The organism is Pseudoalteromonas sp. PAB 2.2 (assembly GCF_001938575.1).
In the GTDB taxonomy this organism is placed as follows: domain Bacteria; phylum Pseudomonadota; class Gammaproteobacteria; order Enterobacterales; family Alteromonadaceae; genus Pseudoalteromonas; species Pseudoalteromonas lipolytica.
Genome location: NZ_LYPI01000008.1, coordinates 45778 through 60513 on the forward strand (window position 1 = coordinate 45778; position 14736 = coordinate 60513).

Below are 14736 nucleotides of genomic sequence, written 5' to 3' on the forward strand. Positions count from 1 at the left end.
TACTACTCCTTTAAACTGTGTTTAGTCTCGATAAATTTTTGTTAGATCCTGATAGTGGTCGATACGACGATCACGTAGGTATGGCCAAATACGGCGAATGTTTTCGCTGCGTTGTTGGTCAAGTTCAACAACAAGTAACTGCTCGTCGCTGTTATTTGCGTGTGCAAGGATTTCACCTTGAGGGCCTGCGATAAACGAATTACCCCAAAACTGAATACCCTCGCTTTGCGCACTTGGATCACTTTCATGACCAACGCGGTTACAGCTAATAACGGGCACACCATTGGCAACAGCATGCGCACGCTGTGAAATAACCCAGGCGTCTTTTTGACGCGTTTGCTCGTCTTTATCATCACGAGGATCCCAGCCGATGGCTGTTGGGTAAATTAAGATTTCAGCTCCCGCCATCGCCATTAAGCGTGCGGCTTCAGGGAACCATTGATCCCAACATACTAGCACACCGAGTTTACCCACTGAGGTTTGAATTGGTTGAAACCCTAAATCCCCCGGTGTGAAGTAAAACTTCTCGTAAAACCCCGGATCATCCGGAATATGCATTTTACGGTATTTACCCGCAATGCTGCCGTCTGTTTCAAGTACAACGGCGGTGTTATGGTAAAGGCCTGTGGCACGCTTTTCGAATAATGATGACACGATCACCACATTTAACTCTTTTGCCAGCGCACCCAGTGTGTCTGTACTTGGGCCTGGAATTGTTTCTGCTAAATCGAAAACATCAACGTCTTCTGTTTGGCAGAAATATAAACTGCGGTGTAGTTCTTGAAGAACAACCAGTTTAGCGCCTTGGCTTGCTGCATCACGAATGCCTGCAATTGATTTTGCCATATTTTCTTGGGCGTTATCAGAATTAGATTGCTGAACAAGGGCAACCTTTAAATGCGTTGGTTTAGTCATTGTTTGCTCCTGCTAAAAAGCCGCGCGGTAATTGCATCGTAATGCAGTGTAAACTGCCAAACTGATGGATAATTGGTAAACAGTTAATACCCAGTACGGTGTGTTCTGGGTAGGCCATTGCAATTTGAGCTAATGCCAGTGAGTCATGTTCATCACCGTAAATTGGCACAAGCACTGTTTTATTGATGATTAAATAATTGGCATAAGTGGCGGGTAATCTGTCACCGTCATTGTTAAACACCGCTTTAGGCCAAGGAAGAGCGATAAGCCTGTAATCTTCACCTTGGTGTGTTTTAAACGTGTGTAACTGTTTTTCCATCGCGTCTAATGCAGCAAAATGCTCATCATTTTCGTCATCACACTTAACGTATACAAGCGTATTGTTTGGTGCAAAACGCACTAACGTATCAATGTGGCTGTCTGTGTCATCACCCGCTAAATAGCCGTGATCAACCCATAAAAACGATTCGGCACCTAATTGTTCTTTAAGGATTTGCTCGATGTCTGTTTTAGATAACGATGGATTACGATTCGGGTTTAGCAAACATTCACTGGTCGTCAACAGCACACCGTGCTCATTAATTTCAACGCCGCCACCTTCAAGCACTAAATCACTTTGCTGATAAGCCGTGTTTGGGTTTGCTAGTTGTTTGACGAGCACTTGATTAATATGGTTATCAAGCTGGCTTTCGAATTTATTGCCCCAGCCATTAAAAATAAAATCCATGATTTTTAAATCAGCTGCGTTATCAAGGTTCGCACAGGTTAACGGTCCATGGTCGCGAGCCCATGTATCGTTGCACGGGGTAACGACATAGTGAATACGGTGTGCATCAACACCCGCGTCGGCCAGTAGGGCACTTATGTGGTTTTTAAGTGCGTCGTTATGAGCGACAATCACCACATCTTGTTGTTGGCTAATTGCTTGACATAGGGCGACGTAAACGGGTTCTACAACCGTTAAAATTGCAGCCCAATCGGTATCTTGGTGCGGCCAAGTGAGCATCACAGCGTCTTGCTCAGCCCATTCAGGTAAAAGTCTAAATTTCATGAAGGTATTAAACAAACAAAGGTGGGGCTAGTTTAGCATTTTAGCCATAGATGTCAGCTTTTTGTGCGCGATAAAGCAGGATTTTTAACTGCTTTGCGACGTGTTTTCTTGTTGACGTTTTTTAAGCTGGCGAGTTTGTGCATGTAATGCTGCCCGAACGACTAAATCTTGGTCTGCATCGCGAATGGCAGTGAATAATAAAGTGTATTGGTATTTATCATCATCGCGCTTTTCAATCGCAACTAATTCGGTATAACAATATATCGCTGATGCTTCATGCTGCAAAAATAGTTTGGTTCTAAACGTTTGCCCTAATTCGTATACCTCAGTCGATGTGAGTTTTACGCCACCGCCACCATAACTATCACAATAATTTGCATTATCTTCGGGCTGTTCAGAGGCCAGAATGTGACTCATAATCAAGTCTATTTTACGTGATTGAGCTTGCAAAAATATGGCCAGCTCTTGAGCTATGTCACCTAAATTACGCAGTGGGCGTAATGTACTTTGCTCAAGTTCATTCACTTCATTTGCAAGCTTAAATAGGGCGGGAATATCGGCTTCAAGTTCAGCATGCGTTTTCGGCACAACATGTGGCTCAACAGCGTATAAGTTCACGCGGTTGCTTTCTTCTATCTGAAAGTATTGCTCAAATTCGCTTAATTTTTGATTGTTCATGCTGTACTCCACACATATTTAGTTAATATTAGCGCCGCAAAGCACAAATTACCAGTAATGAAATACTGACAAATGACTTATAAAAAAAGGGCAAACTTATTATTTGCCCTTCGTTTTTTATAAGTTGCCTTCTTGCGTATCGACATGCTCTTGCTTATGGTGCGCAGCAATTTCATCAGCAAGCTCTTGCCTTGAACGTTTTTCAGTTAACTTACGCTCAGTCAGCCAATAAAAGAACAGCGGTACAAAGAACACTGCGAGGAAGGTAGCCGCCATCATGCCGCCCATTACGCCTGTACCAACGCTGTGACGGGCTCCAGCACCCGCACCTGAGCTTAACACCAATGGTACAACACCCAATATAAAGGCTAATGAGGTCATAATAATGGGTCTAAAACGTAAGCGAGCTGCTTCCAATGCAGCAGTACTTGCGCTCCACCCTTGTTGATGTTTCATTAGCGCATACTCAACGATTAATATGGCATTTTTACTCGCTAAACCGAGTAGGGTGACTAAGCCAATTTGGAAGTAAACGTCGTTAGTCATGCCTACCAGCCAAACAGCAATCAATGCACCAAACGTACCAAAGGGTAATGCTAGCATCACTGAGAGCGGTAATGACCAACGTTCATACAATGCTGCCAGAATTAAAAACACCATGATCACAGCAAGCCCTAGTGCAATACCCGTTGTCCCTGAACTGCGTTTTTCTTGGTACGCAGACCCTGTCCATTCGTAGGTCATGTTCGGGGGGAGCACCGCGTTTGCGATCCGTTCTACTTCGGCAATTGCTTGGCCTGAGCTATAACCTGGTGCTGCATTACCCATTAGTTTTACGGCTGGTAAGTTATTGTAGCGGTTTAAGTTCTCAGGGCCTCGGCTGTACTCAATCGTTGTAAACGCTGACAAGGGCACCATATTGCCTAGGTTGTTTTTAACATAGATACGTTTGATGTCATCAGGTTTCATTCTAAATTCAGCATCCGCAGACATAAGCACTTGCCATGCACGGCCAAACTTATTGAAGTCATTTACATAATAGGTGCCTAGGTTACCAGCCAGTGCGGTAAAGGCATCGTCTATTTCAACCCCCATTGCACGAGCTTGCTCGCGGTCAACATCAACACGCAGTTGCGGGGCATCTGGGCGCCACAGAGTTTGAAGGCCACTAATGATAGGGCTCTTTTGTGCTTCTGCTGTCATTAACTGCATCGCTTGTTGCAGTTTATCAGGGTCACTGTCACCTTTGTTTTGAATATAAAACTCAAAACCACCAGTATTTCCCAGACCAAAAATAGCGGGGGGATTAAAGGCAAGTACCAGCGCTTCTTTTATCCCGGCTGTTTTCATAAACAATTCTTGAACAAGCGCTTTCGTGTCGACCTCGCGTTCATCCCAATGTTTTTGAGTGACAAACAAGGTTGCAGCACTGTTTTTATACCCGCCACCGATAAAGTCAAACCCCGTAAATGCCACGACGTTTTCGTTGGCAGGGTTTGATTGCACCGCTTTAACAACTTGTTGAGTAACGTGCTCTGTACGCTCAAGCGATGAACCATCGGGTAAGAAAATAGCCGAAATGTAATAGCCCTGATCTTCGTCTGGTACTAATGAACCGGGTGTGTTCTGCCACAGTCCGATTGTGGCAGCAATCATTGCAGTCATGAGTATTAAGCCGAGTAATCCACGACGCACCATAAATCCGACGGCACCAACATAACGGCTCGTAATTTTTGTGAAGGTTGCATTAAACCATAAGAAAAACCGCGCGGTTTGTTTATGCTCTTGTTTTAAGATTAGGACGCACAGTGCAGGTGTCATGGTTAGCGCAACTACGCCCGATAAGCTCACCGCAATAGAGATGGTGATCGCAAATTGACGGAACAATTCACCGGTTAAGCCGCCTAAAAATGCAATAGGCACAAACACAGAACACAGCACTAAAACGATTGCAACAACAGGGCCACTGACCTCACGCATTGCTTTAATTGCCGCTTCGCGTGCACTTAAGTGTTCTTCGTGCATAATACGCTCAACGTTTTCGAGTACCACAATGGCATCATCAACCACGATACCTATCGAGAGCACCATACCAAATAACGTCAATGAGTTAATCGAATAGCCAAGCATGTACATGCCGGCAAATGTTCCAAGCAGAGACACAGGCACAGCAAGGGTGGGGATTAATGTTGCGCGCCAGTTTTGCAAAAATAAATACACCACCAAAAATACCAATACCATGGCTTCGAGCAGTGTTTTAACAACTTCACGAATTGAGACTTCAACAAAACGTGTCGTGTCGTAAGAAGTTAAATGTGAGAGACCGGTTGGAAACTGGCTTTTCATCTCTTCGATGACAGTATTTACTTCGTCTGCGACATCAAGTGCATTCGCGCCGGGTTGTAAGAAAATACCCAACAAGACCGCTTCTTTACCGTTGATTGTGCCTTTAAAGTTGTAATCTTTGGACCCGAGCTCAACACGCGCGACATCCTTTAAGCGTAAGCTACTGCCATCTGGGTTTGAACGAATAATAATGTTTTCAAACTGTTCAGGCTCAGAGAGTCGGCCTTGTGCCGTTACACTATAAACAAGCTCTTGTGGTGAGGATGCAGTGGGGGTAGCGCCAATTTTACCTGCGGCATATTGGGAGTTTTGAACGCGAATCGCTCCGGCCACCTCTTCGACAGTCACGCCTAATTGACTCATAACATCAGGACGCAACCAAATGCGCATAGCGTAGTCCTTGGCACCGAAAATCTGCACACTCGTAGTGCCTGGAATACGTTTTACACGGTCTAGCACGTTCATGGTGACATAGTTTGATGTCCATAAACTTGAGCGAGAACCATCCGGTGAATAAAAGGCATGCACTTGTAAAAAGCTGGATGAGCCTTTTTGAACAACCACACCTTGACGGCGTGTTTCTTCAGGTAAACGCGCTTCAACTTGTTTAACACGGTTGTTCACATTTACTGCGGCTTGGTCTACGTCTGTGCCAATTTCAAACGTGACTTCAATAGTGGTTGAACCTGCACTCGTAGAGGTTGATGACATATACATCATGCCTTCAACACCGGTGATCGCATTTTCAATTGGGGCAGCAACTGTTTGCTCAAGTACGTCTGCAGACGCACCTGGGTATGCAGCTGTTACTTGAACGACTGGGGGCGCAATTTCAGGGTATTGGGCAATGGGTAAACTGCGCATGGCAGCAAGACCTGCCAAAACGATGACAATAGATATAACAAACGCAAAAATAGGTCTATCTATAAAATAACGAGAAAACATAAGACTCCCTGTATTTATTCTGCGTGGTTTGAATTTGCAGGCGATTGGCCAACATTCACTGGCATACCAGGGAAGAAAATACGCGCCATTCCATCAACTATCACGTTATCGCCTTCTTTTAGGCCACTTTTAATCAGCCAAAAGTTCTGATATTGCTCGTTATTTGGTTGTTTAACCCATTCTCCTACCGTTACGGGAGCCGGCAGGGCAACATCCATGCCTTGCTCATTTTTACTGACAACGTACACAAACTTACCGGTGCCGTTATCCAGTACAGCACGCTGTGGCACAATGATCGCATTTTCACGCACAGCACCACTTAACTCAATACGGACGAATTGACCAGGACGTAATTGAAAATCAGGGTTTGGAATAATCGCTTGAAATTCACTGGTGCCTGTATTTGGGTTAATACGCACATCTGAGAAGTTAACTTCACCTGTTTTGCCGTACACAGAGCCGTCTTGAAGTTTAATTTTTGTTTGCCAATGGCCTTGCTCAGGTAAGGTCAGAGAGCCATTTTGAACATCTTGACGCATTTGTAACTGCTCTCGCTCAGATAAACCAAAGCGGATACGGATTGGATCAAACTGTGTCATTTGTGTAAGCAATAAATCGGGCCCCGATACAAAGGTCCCTTCTGAGACAAATTCACGACCCATTACACCGGCAACCGGGGCTTTAACTTGTGCATATTCAAGGTTCAACTGCGCTTGTTTTAGGGCAACTTTCGCCGCCTCGAGATCTGTTTTTGCAATGTCGTAGGCTGAACTCGCATTATCGTAATCGCGTTGCGACACAGATTTTTCTGCGCGTAATTTAGCTAAACGTTTTACATCTCTGTTAGCTTGTACTAACGCTGCATTGGCTCCATCAAGTGCAGCTTGAGCACGGTCAACCGCTAATTGATAAGGTTCAAGGTCGATAGTAAATAAAGAGTGACCTTGTTCAACACGTTGACCTTCTTCAAAATTACGTGATTCAAGAATACCCGCAACGCGAGCACGAACTTCGACTTCTTTTGAACCAGACAACGTAGCAGGTAATTCGATAGTAAAGGGGGCATCTTGCGGTGTCATTGTCATAGTTGCTACCGCGGCAGGGTGCATTTGACCCTGTTGCTGCTGAGGTGCTTCTGAGCAACCTTGTAATAGTAAAGGTGCAGTTACAAAAAACAACGCAGATAATGATAATTTGGCAGACGCGAAAGGCAGGCGCATGTTTACTCCACAGTCCAATTGTTAAGTAGGTAAGCATAGAAAATAGCCTATACACTATCGAAAGGCGATACTATGCAGAAATTAAGCGCGTTTAGTTTATACCCAAATTAGCGAAAGGTACACCCTTTAGTTTACTTTTTACAGGTGAGATAAGCAGAGAATTAAATGCTATCTTCACAAAGAGATAGCGCACATACAGTGTACTCTAATTGCGTGTTAGTGTTTAAATAATTTAGCCAGTTCATCCATACCAATTTGCTTAACGAAGTGAGCTATTTTGAGGCGATAAACGTCGTTGCTAACGAGGCAAAAGAGTCGTTATTTAGTTGTTCTCGGCAATTGCTCCTACATTGCTCTATCTCCTGCATCCATGCAGGCGTAAATCAGACATGTTAGCGCAGATAGCGACAGGTCAATCCCTCAGAATGATTCAGTATTATGACAGATTGGTATAATTGTATTGACTTGATAGTCTGGTTTTTTGCCTGTCGGCACAGTGGCTCACAGGAGGCCATATTAAGTTGTTTTGTAGTTTAGCAACTCGTAAAAACAGACTTTGTATGAGTTTATGAAATCTTTGTTTACGTGAGGAACAAAAATTTAACAAATACGCTTGTATTTATAATGAAAACTCGTACCCTAAAGTAATAAAAATAATAAAGGTGAGTTAGGGATGACGAAACACATTGGGGTAACATCAACGTTTGCTGAAATATCTAATAAGCTAAGGCGCTTTGTATCTCGCATTGTGAGCCCAGATGATGTCGAAGACATAGTGCAAGAAACCTTTATTAAAAGTTATGAGGCTGATCTCAAGCAAAATATTGAATTTACGCACAGTTATATGCTTAAAACAGCGAAGCACATAGCACTTAATCATGTAGCTAAATGGGATAATAAATACAAAGATTCATTGGATGAACAGCAGCAAGTTGAACGTCATATGCGCACAATGGCGTTGGAAGATGAAGTCACCTCTAAAGAGCGATTTTTGTTCTTTTGTCGTGTAACAAATGAATTGAGCCCACAAGTTAAAAAGTGTTTTATCCTTAAAAAAGTATATGGTTTGAGCCAAAAGGAAATTGCTAAAGAAATGAACCTAAGTACGAGCACTGTTGAAAAACATATCGCTAAAGGATTGTTACATGCGCACCGTGCGATGAAAGCCCACGATATTCAACAAAACAATTACCCTGAAACAAACACATTTACAGCCAAAGAGGTGAATAAATGAGTAATGTTCACCCATTTACCTCACACGACATGATTCAAGCGCAGGCAAGCCGTTGGATAAGCGCGATTGACCGTGGCTTATCAGATGAAGAAGTTAAACAATTACAAGTTTGGGCAAGTCAAAGCAGAGCGCATCAGGATGCATTGTTTGAGTTAGCACAATTATGGGATGAAATGAGTGTGCTAAATGAATTAAGCAGTTTGTTTCCACATAAAGCGCCTACAAAACAAAGTACTTCATTTGGGATGGCTACCGCTGCGAGCTTTTTAGTGGTGATGCTACTTGGTTGCATCATGTTAATCTATTCAAGCTATTGGCATTCAGCTGAAAACGATCATGCTAAATTTACAAAAATTTACCGAACAAAAGTCGGCGAACAAGCCACCTTTGTCCTGCCAGACAGTACTATTGTTCAGTTAAATACCAACACAAATCTTGAAGTTGCATACACAGGTAATCGTCGCCAACTCATTTTGAATCGAGGTGAAGGACGATTTAATGTTGCAAAAGATGCGAGTCGTCCATTCACTGTGATAGCGGGTGATAAATCGTTTACAGCATTAGGCACTGTGTTTAACGTGCAGCGGAACACGGCATCAGATCTAGAACTCGTTGTAACAGAAGGCAAAGTAATGATTGCCGACCCCAGTACTCAGGTTGACGCCACTGATTTTAATCGTCTTAAAGATGCAACAGACACCAGCAACGATATTAAAAAACTTAAAGCGAATGTTGTTGTTTCAGGTGAAAAAGCATTGATTAAACACAGTAAAACAGAGCCAATAAAACAATTATCAGCAGATGATGTGCAACGTGATTTAGCGTGGCAACATGGCATGCTTATTTTTAATGGTGAGCCCCTCAGCGAGGCATTACAGGAAGTGAGTCGATACACCGCAACACGCTTTGAACTCCTTGACCCTGAACTCTCAACATTGAAAGTGGCGGGAGTATTTAAAGCTGGCGACATTAAAGGGTTACTTGATTCTTTGGCCGCTAACTTAGCTGTTGAACATCAACGATTAGGTGAACATCGTGTTACTTTGACCTTAGCGACTAAAAGTTAATATTGCCTATGAGAGCACACTTATTTCATGCAGTTAATGGTGCAGACGCTGCTTGTCATAAAAAATTAAACACAAAAAAATTAAATTTATGTAGTGGATTTTTCTTTCTCAACTGTTTGGTTAAGTTGCGCAGTAAACATGTGTATTTGTTACCAGCGGCCTGTTTTGTTTATGGACTGAATGTAAGTCAAACAGTCATCGCTGCTGAAAAACAAATGCTGCAATTTGATATTAAAGCGCAACGAGCTGATTTGGCTTTGATTGAATTTGCAAAGCAAACCGACCAAACAGTCATATTTTCGTTCGATTTAGCAAAGCAATATCAAGCGCAATCTGTGTTTGGTTTTTACACCAAATTAGATGCGTTAGATGCCATGCTAAAAGGCACTGAGCTCGATGCGGTTGTTGATCAAAATGGTTTACTGAGTATAAAACTCAAACAAATCAATAGGAAAGATAACAACATGAAAAACCTTTCAGGGATCAGCGCTGCAGTCGTGCCGTTACTGCTTGCTTCGAATACACAGGCGGTAGCTGCTGATCAAGCTGCACAGGAAAATATTGAGAAAATAGCTGTCGTGGGTAGCCGTGTCGCAGGGCGTTCAGTTGAAGATTTACCTGTACCGGTAGATATTTTAAGCGCAGAAGCACTGGAAAATACAGGTCAAACTGAGGTTGGCCGTATGTTGCAAGCCATTGCGCCTTCATTTAACTTTTCCAGCTCGTCTATCAGCGATGGTACAGATGCGTTAAGACCAGCAACATTGCGCGGTTTAGGGCCTGATCAAACTTTAGTTCTGATTAATGGTAAGCGCCGTCATCAGGCAAGTATTATTCATATCAATACCTCTGTTGGTCGTGGTACGGCCGGTACAGACATGAATGCGATTCCTGCTGCATCCATCAAACGTATTGAAGTCTTGCGTGATGGTGCCGCAGCACAATATGGTTCAGATGCGATTGCGGGCGTTATCAACATCGTATTAAAAGACGCAGAAGAAGGCGGTAAAGCGGCGATTAATTATGGTGAGTACTCAGAGGGCGATGGCGAAACAGTTAATATCGATTTTAATAAAGGGTTTGCGTTAGGCGACGAAGGGTATTTAAATACGACGATTAATTATCGAGATCGTGCGCCAACAAACCGTGCAGGCTTACATGGTTCATGTCAATTTTATGGCTGTACTGAGCTTGAAGATGGCACATTACTCGCGGGCGATCCTCGTGAGCTAACAGCCCCGCGCGATACTTTTAGAATTGGTGATGCAGATTCACAGCAATTTGCCCTCACAGTTAATACAGGCTATGAACTTGCTGGTGGTGAGCTTTATGGTTTTATTACTTATTCGAACCGTGAAAATGAATCAGCTGCATTCTTCCGTCATAATGCCAATGCAAGTGGTAACCCTGTTTTACAAGATGGCGATGCAACCATTCCTATGGGGTTTCTACCAAAAATTAACACAGTAATCGATGACGTGTCCTACAATGTTGGTTTCAAAAAATCATTTGATAATGACGCGAGTATTGATTTGTCATACACCTATGGCGAAAACAGCATCGATTACACCACAAGCGATACGATTAATGGCTCGTATGCTAATTACCTTCGTTATGAGCAAGGCTTAACGGCTGACGAAATTCGAACTACGATCCCGCGCTCGGCGTATGCCTATGGTCTTGAGTTATCACTACAAACACTCAATCTTGACTACACCAAAGATTACGAGCACTTTTCGCTGGCGTTGGGTGCTGAGCTTCGTACCGATGAATTTCGCATCCTAGAGGGAAGTGAGTATGCGTATCGTGATTACGATACAGTTGATGGGGTAAGTATTTATGCAGGCCTTAATGACGGCATAGGAAGTGTTGATGCTGCAAGTGGTGCTCAAGGGTTTGGTGGTTCCGATCCGGCCTCGTCAGTGGATGAGTCACGCGATGTAATTTCATTTTATTTAGACGCTGAAACGTATGTAATTGATGATGTGATTATCTCAGGTGCACTTCGTTACGATAACTATAAAGGTTTTGGCGATACCGTTAACTTTAAACTGGCGGGTAACTGGTCAATCACTGAAGATGTTTCGTTACGTGGGGCTGTGAGCACAGGATTCAGAGCGCCTTCAATGCAGCAGCTGTACTTTAATAACGTAAGCACACAGTTTGTTGTTGGACCAAATGGTGACTTAATTGCAGAGCAAGTGGGCACCTTCAGAAATGACAGTACGTTGGCGCAATCTATTGGTATTCCTAAACTTAAAGAAGAGAAATCGCAAAATCGTAGTTTAGGGATTGTTTACAACGTCACAGATAACATCAACCTGACTATTGACTACTATGCGATTGATATCGATGACCGTATTGTGATCAGTAACCGTTTAGGGAAAGGATTATCCGACACATTAGATGCAGCGTTAGAAAGCGCTGGCGCGGGAGCTGGACAGTTCTTCTTAAATGGCGCTGATACAGAAACCGAAGGGGTTGATTTAGTCGCAACGTGGAATACCGAGGGCCTTGGTGGAACACTTGATTTTACTTTTGCTGCTAACTTTACAAAAACGGATGTCGTTGATTTATTCACCCCTGCAGGCAGTGGGCTTGAAACGATTCCGGTTGAAGATGTGTTTTCTGCGCAAGAAACATCGATTATTGAAGAGTGGCAACCCGAAGACCGCATTAACTTAAGTGCACTTTACCGACTAGAAGACTGGACGGTCAATTTATCACTTAATCGTTACGGTGAGTACACGGTAGAAGATGGAGGTCGCCAAACGTATGGTGCTGAAATCTTAACTGACGTAAAAGTTAACTACTTCTTTAACGAAAATCTGTCGTTTAATATTGGTGCAAACAACTTATTTGATGTTTACCCCGATAAGAATACCATTGGTAATTCGCGTTCGGGTACCATTGTTGATGCAAATGGAAACACTATTGTTTCAAGCCCGGGTGTGTTCACTTATTCACGTCGCTCAGCACCCTTTGGCTTTAACGGTGCGTACTACTACGTAGGCGCAGAATATAAGTTCTAAAAATCCTATCGATTCCTTTATTATTTAACCTTCAAAGGGCCGTTAGGCCCTTTTTTAGTTATAGAGACGTGCTTATAGAGATTGGAACATCTTGATATTGTTTTATTTTATCAAGCAAGGTGACTAAGGTTTTGTGGCTGCTTTGCTCACTTGCAGTTACTTGCACCTGTGTCATTTCAAACTGTGCGGCAAATAACGCGAGGTTAGCTATAATTTGCTCTGGTGTTATAAGTCGGTTTGCAAAGTAAATACTGTCGTTTTCAGTAATAGTAAATTGCGCTTGTTTTTTTGGGTTTTCAAGAGTTGGTTTTGCTAAAGGGCGATTGACTTCTATAGCGCGCTCTTTAACAAATGAGGTTGTAACGATAAAAAATATCAGCAATATAAATACAATATCGAGCATCGGGGTCATATCTACATCAGCGTTTGCAGTGGTTTTTTTAGGTTGTTTCACCATAATTAGGTCCTTGTTGTTTTTGACCAAGCCACAAAATTTACGATTAAGTGGACTAGCCATAGTCGTGTTAAGAACACGGATTATTTTTAAAATGCTGGGCGCCACAGCCATTTTTCGGATCCTAAATTTAAAGTTAGCAGCTTTTAAAAATACTGTAGTTAAATAAATATTCTAAGTTTATTAAATGTTTGTAGCGTTTTTGTTGGTAAAAATATTTATTAACTTTGATGAAATCATTTCGAGGTTTGTCAGGTCATTGTTGTTGGAACTAAGTTTAAAGGATGGATAAATGCTAAAAATTAAGTCTTTAGTTTGTGCTATGTGCCTTGTTTTACCAACAGCAAGTTTTGCTGAGCAATCAGTTAACGGGCAAGATTTTATAAATTTATTTGAGAAGCTGTCAGGTAAGCAGCCCGGAATTAGAAAAGGTCACGCCAAAGGTGTATGTGCTGTGGGCACATTTACACCTAATCAAGCAGCAAAACAGTATTCAATCAGCCCTTTATTTAACGCACCATCAAAAGCAAATATTCGTTTTTCTATGGGTGGGGGTAACCCTAATGCTGATGAAACATCACGTTCTCCGCGAGGAATAGGGGTGCAGTTTGTGCTAGAAAATGGGGATGTGCACAATATTGCAGGGCTAACTACGCCCGTATTTGCAGGTAACAGCCCTGAAGCATTTTTTGGTTTGCTAAGTACCTTAGTACCTGACGAAAAAACAGGTGAAATCGATTTTGCAAAAGTGAAAGCATACAGAGAGCAAAACCCGAGTACGTTAGGACAATTTAATTGGCTACAAAGCCATAACCCGCCAGCATCGTATGTGTCTTCACGTTATTTTGGTGTGCATACCTTTTACATGGTTGATGAAAAGGGCACTAAGCAAGCTTTTAGATGGACCATGGTGCCAGAAGCGCAAGAACAAGTACTAACTGAAGAACAAATGAAAGCATTACCTAAATCATTTCTTGCTAAGCGACTTGAAGAGGATTTAGCGAAAGGGAAAGTTCATTACCGTTTTCAAGCTGAATTAGCCGAGCCGGGTGATGCATTAACGGATCCTTCAGTGCAATGGCCTGCTGATCGCAAAACAGTTAATTTAGGAAAGCTCACGATAGAATCCACGGGTGAATCAGGGTGTGATTTAACTAATTACGACCCAAATCTGCTTTCACAAGGCTTTATGCCAAGTGAAGATGAAGTGTTAAAGCTGCGCTCAACTGCTTATGCTATTTCATTTTCAAAACGTATTACTGGGCAATAACGTTCTTTAAATTTTCAATATGAAGCCCAGTTATGCTGGGCTTCATATGATTAGCAGTTAATGCTTTTTCATTTTACTCATTTCGGCATGACAGCTTTGAATAGTTAGCAGGGTTTTTGATAACGCTGCTTCACAGTCGTGGGGTTGAGGTTTTTTGAGCGCACTTTTTATTTCTGCGAGTGTTTTGTCTTCGACTTCTTCAAGCTCACTGACGTAGGTTGCATCTTTGTCTGCACCGAGTTTAGTGATTAAAGATGTGTAAGCTTTACGAGCTTCTACCGCAAAGTCTGAGCCATTTTCACGGTGACCTGTTTGGTTGATGGCGTATGGCTGTAAACGTTCAATACTTACTTTACGGGCATCGATCATGCGCTGAAATAACGCGACGATACTGGGGTCTGAAACTTTTTCCTGTGCTTTTTCATAAAAATCGATACCACTATTCATAACTTGAATGATATCTGCAATATGATGAACGTCATGTCCTTGATGTGTTTGCATAATGACCTCTCTAATAATATAGA

Annotated in this window: 11 protein-coding genes; 4 read left to right on the top strand and 7 right to left on the bottom strand. The window is 42.6% G+C overall.

Features of this window, described 5'->3' with window-relative positions; translation table 11 throughout:
* Positions 1-21: 21 nt before the first annotated feature.
* The 5 genes from BWD47_RS04275 to BWD47_RS04295 form a co-directional block, all read right to left on the bottom strand.
* Entirely contained in the window at positions 22-915 is an 894-nt protein-coding gene (locus tag BWD47_RS04275; protein ID WP_036967897.1) for a carbon-nitrogen hydrolase, read from the bottom strand.
* Positions 908-1966, bottom strand: a complete 1059-nt coding sequence (locus BWD47_RS04280; protein WP_075593487.1) for an agmatine/peptidylarginine deiminase — start codon at positions 1964-1966, stop codon at positions 908-910. The genes BWD47_RS04275 and BWD47_RS04280 overlap by 8 nt, the downstream gene beginning before the upstream one ends.
* 84 nt (positions 1967-2050) lie before the next feature.
* Positions 2051-2644, bottom strand: a complete 594-nt coding sequence (locus tag BWD47_RS04285; RefSeq protein ID WP_065978500.1) for a hypothetical protein — start codon at positions 2642-2644, stop codon at positions 2051-2053.
* A gap of 117 nt (positions 2645-2761) precedes the next feature.
* A complete protein-coding gene (locus BWD47_RS04290; protein ID WP_036967904.1) occupies positions 2762-5935 on the bottom strand; it encodes an efflux RND transporter permease subunit in 3174 nt (1057 codons plus the stop codon).
* A gap of 14 nt (positions 5936-5949) precedes the next feature.
* Positions 5950-7155, bottom strand: coding sequence for an efflux RND transporter periplasmic adaptor subunit (locus tag BWD47_RS04295; RefSeq protein ID WP_075593488.1), 1206 nt, complete (start codon positions 7153-7155; stop codon positions 5950-5952).
* A gap of 673 nt (positions 7156-7828) precedes the next feature.
* Between BWD47_RS04295 and BWD47_RS04300 the strand changes: the two genes are divergently transcribed.
* The 3 genes from BWD47_RS04300 (at position 7829) to BWD47_RS04310 (ending at position 12488) form a co-directional block, all read left to right on the top strand.
* On the top strand, positions 7829-8389 hold the full coding sequence (locus BWD47_RS04300; protein ID WP_075593489.1) for an RNA polymerase sigma factor: 561 nt from the start codon (positions 7829-7831) through the stop codon (positions 8387-8389).
* Positions 8386-9456 (top strand): FecR family protein, encoded by a 1071-nt coding sequence (locus tag BWD47_RS04305; RefSeq protein ID WP_075593490.1) that lies wholly within the window; start codon positions 8386-8388, stop codon positions 9454-9456. The genes BWD47_RS04300 and BWD47_RS04305 overlap by 4 nt, the downstream gene beginning before the upstream one ends.
* 125 nt (positions 9457-9581) lie before the next feature.
* Complete coding sequence (locus BWD47_RS04310; protein WP_075593677.1) at positions 9582-12488, top strand: TonB-dependent receptor domain-containing protein; 2907 nt, start codon at positions 9582-9584, stop codon at positions 12486-12488.
* A 58-nt stretch (positions 12489-12546) separates the two neighbouring features.
* On the opposite strand, the gene BWD47_RS04315 is transcribed toward BWD47_RS04310, so the two are convergent.
* On the bottom strand, positions 12547-12945 hold the full coding sequence (locus tag BWD47_RS04315; RefSeq protein ID WP_036969180.1) for a biopolymer transporter ExbD: 399 nt from the start codon (positions 12943-12945) through the stop codon (positions 12547-12549).
* A gap of 289 nt (positions 12946-13234) precedes the next feature.
* Here BWD47_RS04315 and BWD47_RS04320 point away from each other — a divergent pair, with 289 nt between their 5' ends.
* Positions 13235-14212, top strand: coding sequence for a catalase family peroxidase (locus BWD47_RS04320; RefSeq protein WP_051501756.1), 978 nt, complete (start codon positions 13235-13237; stop codon positions 14210-14212).
* Between the two features lie 57 nt (positions 14213-14269).
* Here BWD47_RS04320 and BWD47_RS04325 read toward each other — a convergent pair whose 3' ends face one another.
* The gene (locus tag BWD47_RS04325; RefSeq protein WP_036967916.1) at positions 14270-14713 is read right to left on the bottom strand and encodes a PA2169 family four-helix-bundle protein; all 444 of its coding nucleotides are present in this window, start codon (positions 14711-14713) and stop codon (positions 14270-14272) included.
* Positions 14714-14736: the final 23 nt, after the last annotated feature.

Excerpts from the sequence above, each read along its gene's own strand:
- BWD47_RS04275 (WP_036967897.1), bottom strand. The coding sequence starts at position 915 with ATGACTAAACCAACGCATTTAAAGGTTGCCCTTGTTCAGCAATCTAAT.
- BWD47_RS04280 (WP_075593487.1), bottom strand. The coding sequence starts at position 1,966 with ATGAAATTTAGACTTTTACCTGAATGGGCTGAGCAAGACGCTGTGATG.
- BWD47_RS04285 (WP_065978500.1), bottom strand. The coding sequence starts at position 2,644 with ATGAACAATCAAAAATTAAGCGAATTTGAGCAATACTTTCAGATAGAA.
- BWD47_RS04290 (WP_036967904.1), bottom strand. The coding sequence starts at position 5,935 with ATGTTTTCTCGTTATTTTATAGATAGACCTATTTTTGCGTTTGTTATA.
- BWD47_RS04295 (WP_075593488.1), bottom strand. The coding sequence starts at position 7,155 with ATGCGCCTGCCTTTCGCGTCTGCCAAATTATCATTATCTGCGTTGTTT.
- BWD47_RS04300 (WP_075593489.1), top strand. The coding sequence starts at position 7,829 with ATGACGAAACACATTGGGGTAACATCAACGTTTGCTGAAATATCTAAT.
- BWD47_RS04305 (WP_075593490.1), top strand. The coding sequence starts at position 8,386 with ATGAGTAATGTTCACCCATTTACCTCACACGACATGATTCAAGCGCAG.
- BWD47_RS04315 (WP_036969180.1), bottom strand. The coding sequence starts at position 12,945 with ATGGTGAAACAACCTAAAAAAACCACTGCAAACGCTGATGTAGATATG.
- BWD47_RS04320 (WP_051501756.1), top strand. The coding sequence starts at position 13,235 with ATGCTAAAAATTAAGTCTTTAGTTTGTGCTATGTGCCTTGTTTTACCA.
- BWD47_RS04325 (WP_036967916.1), bottom strand. The coding sequence starts at position 14,713 with ATGCAAACACATCAAGGACATGACGTTCATCATATTGCAGATATCATT.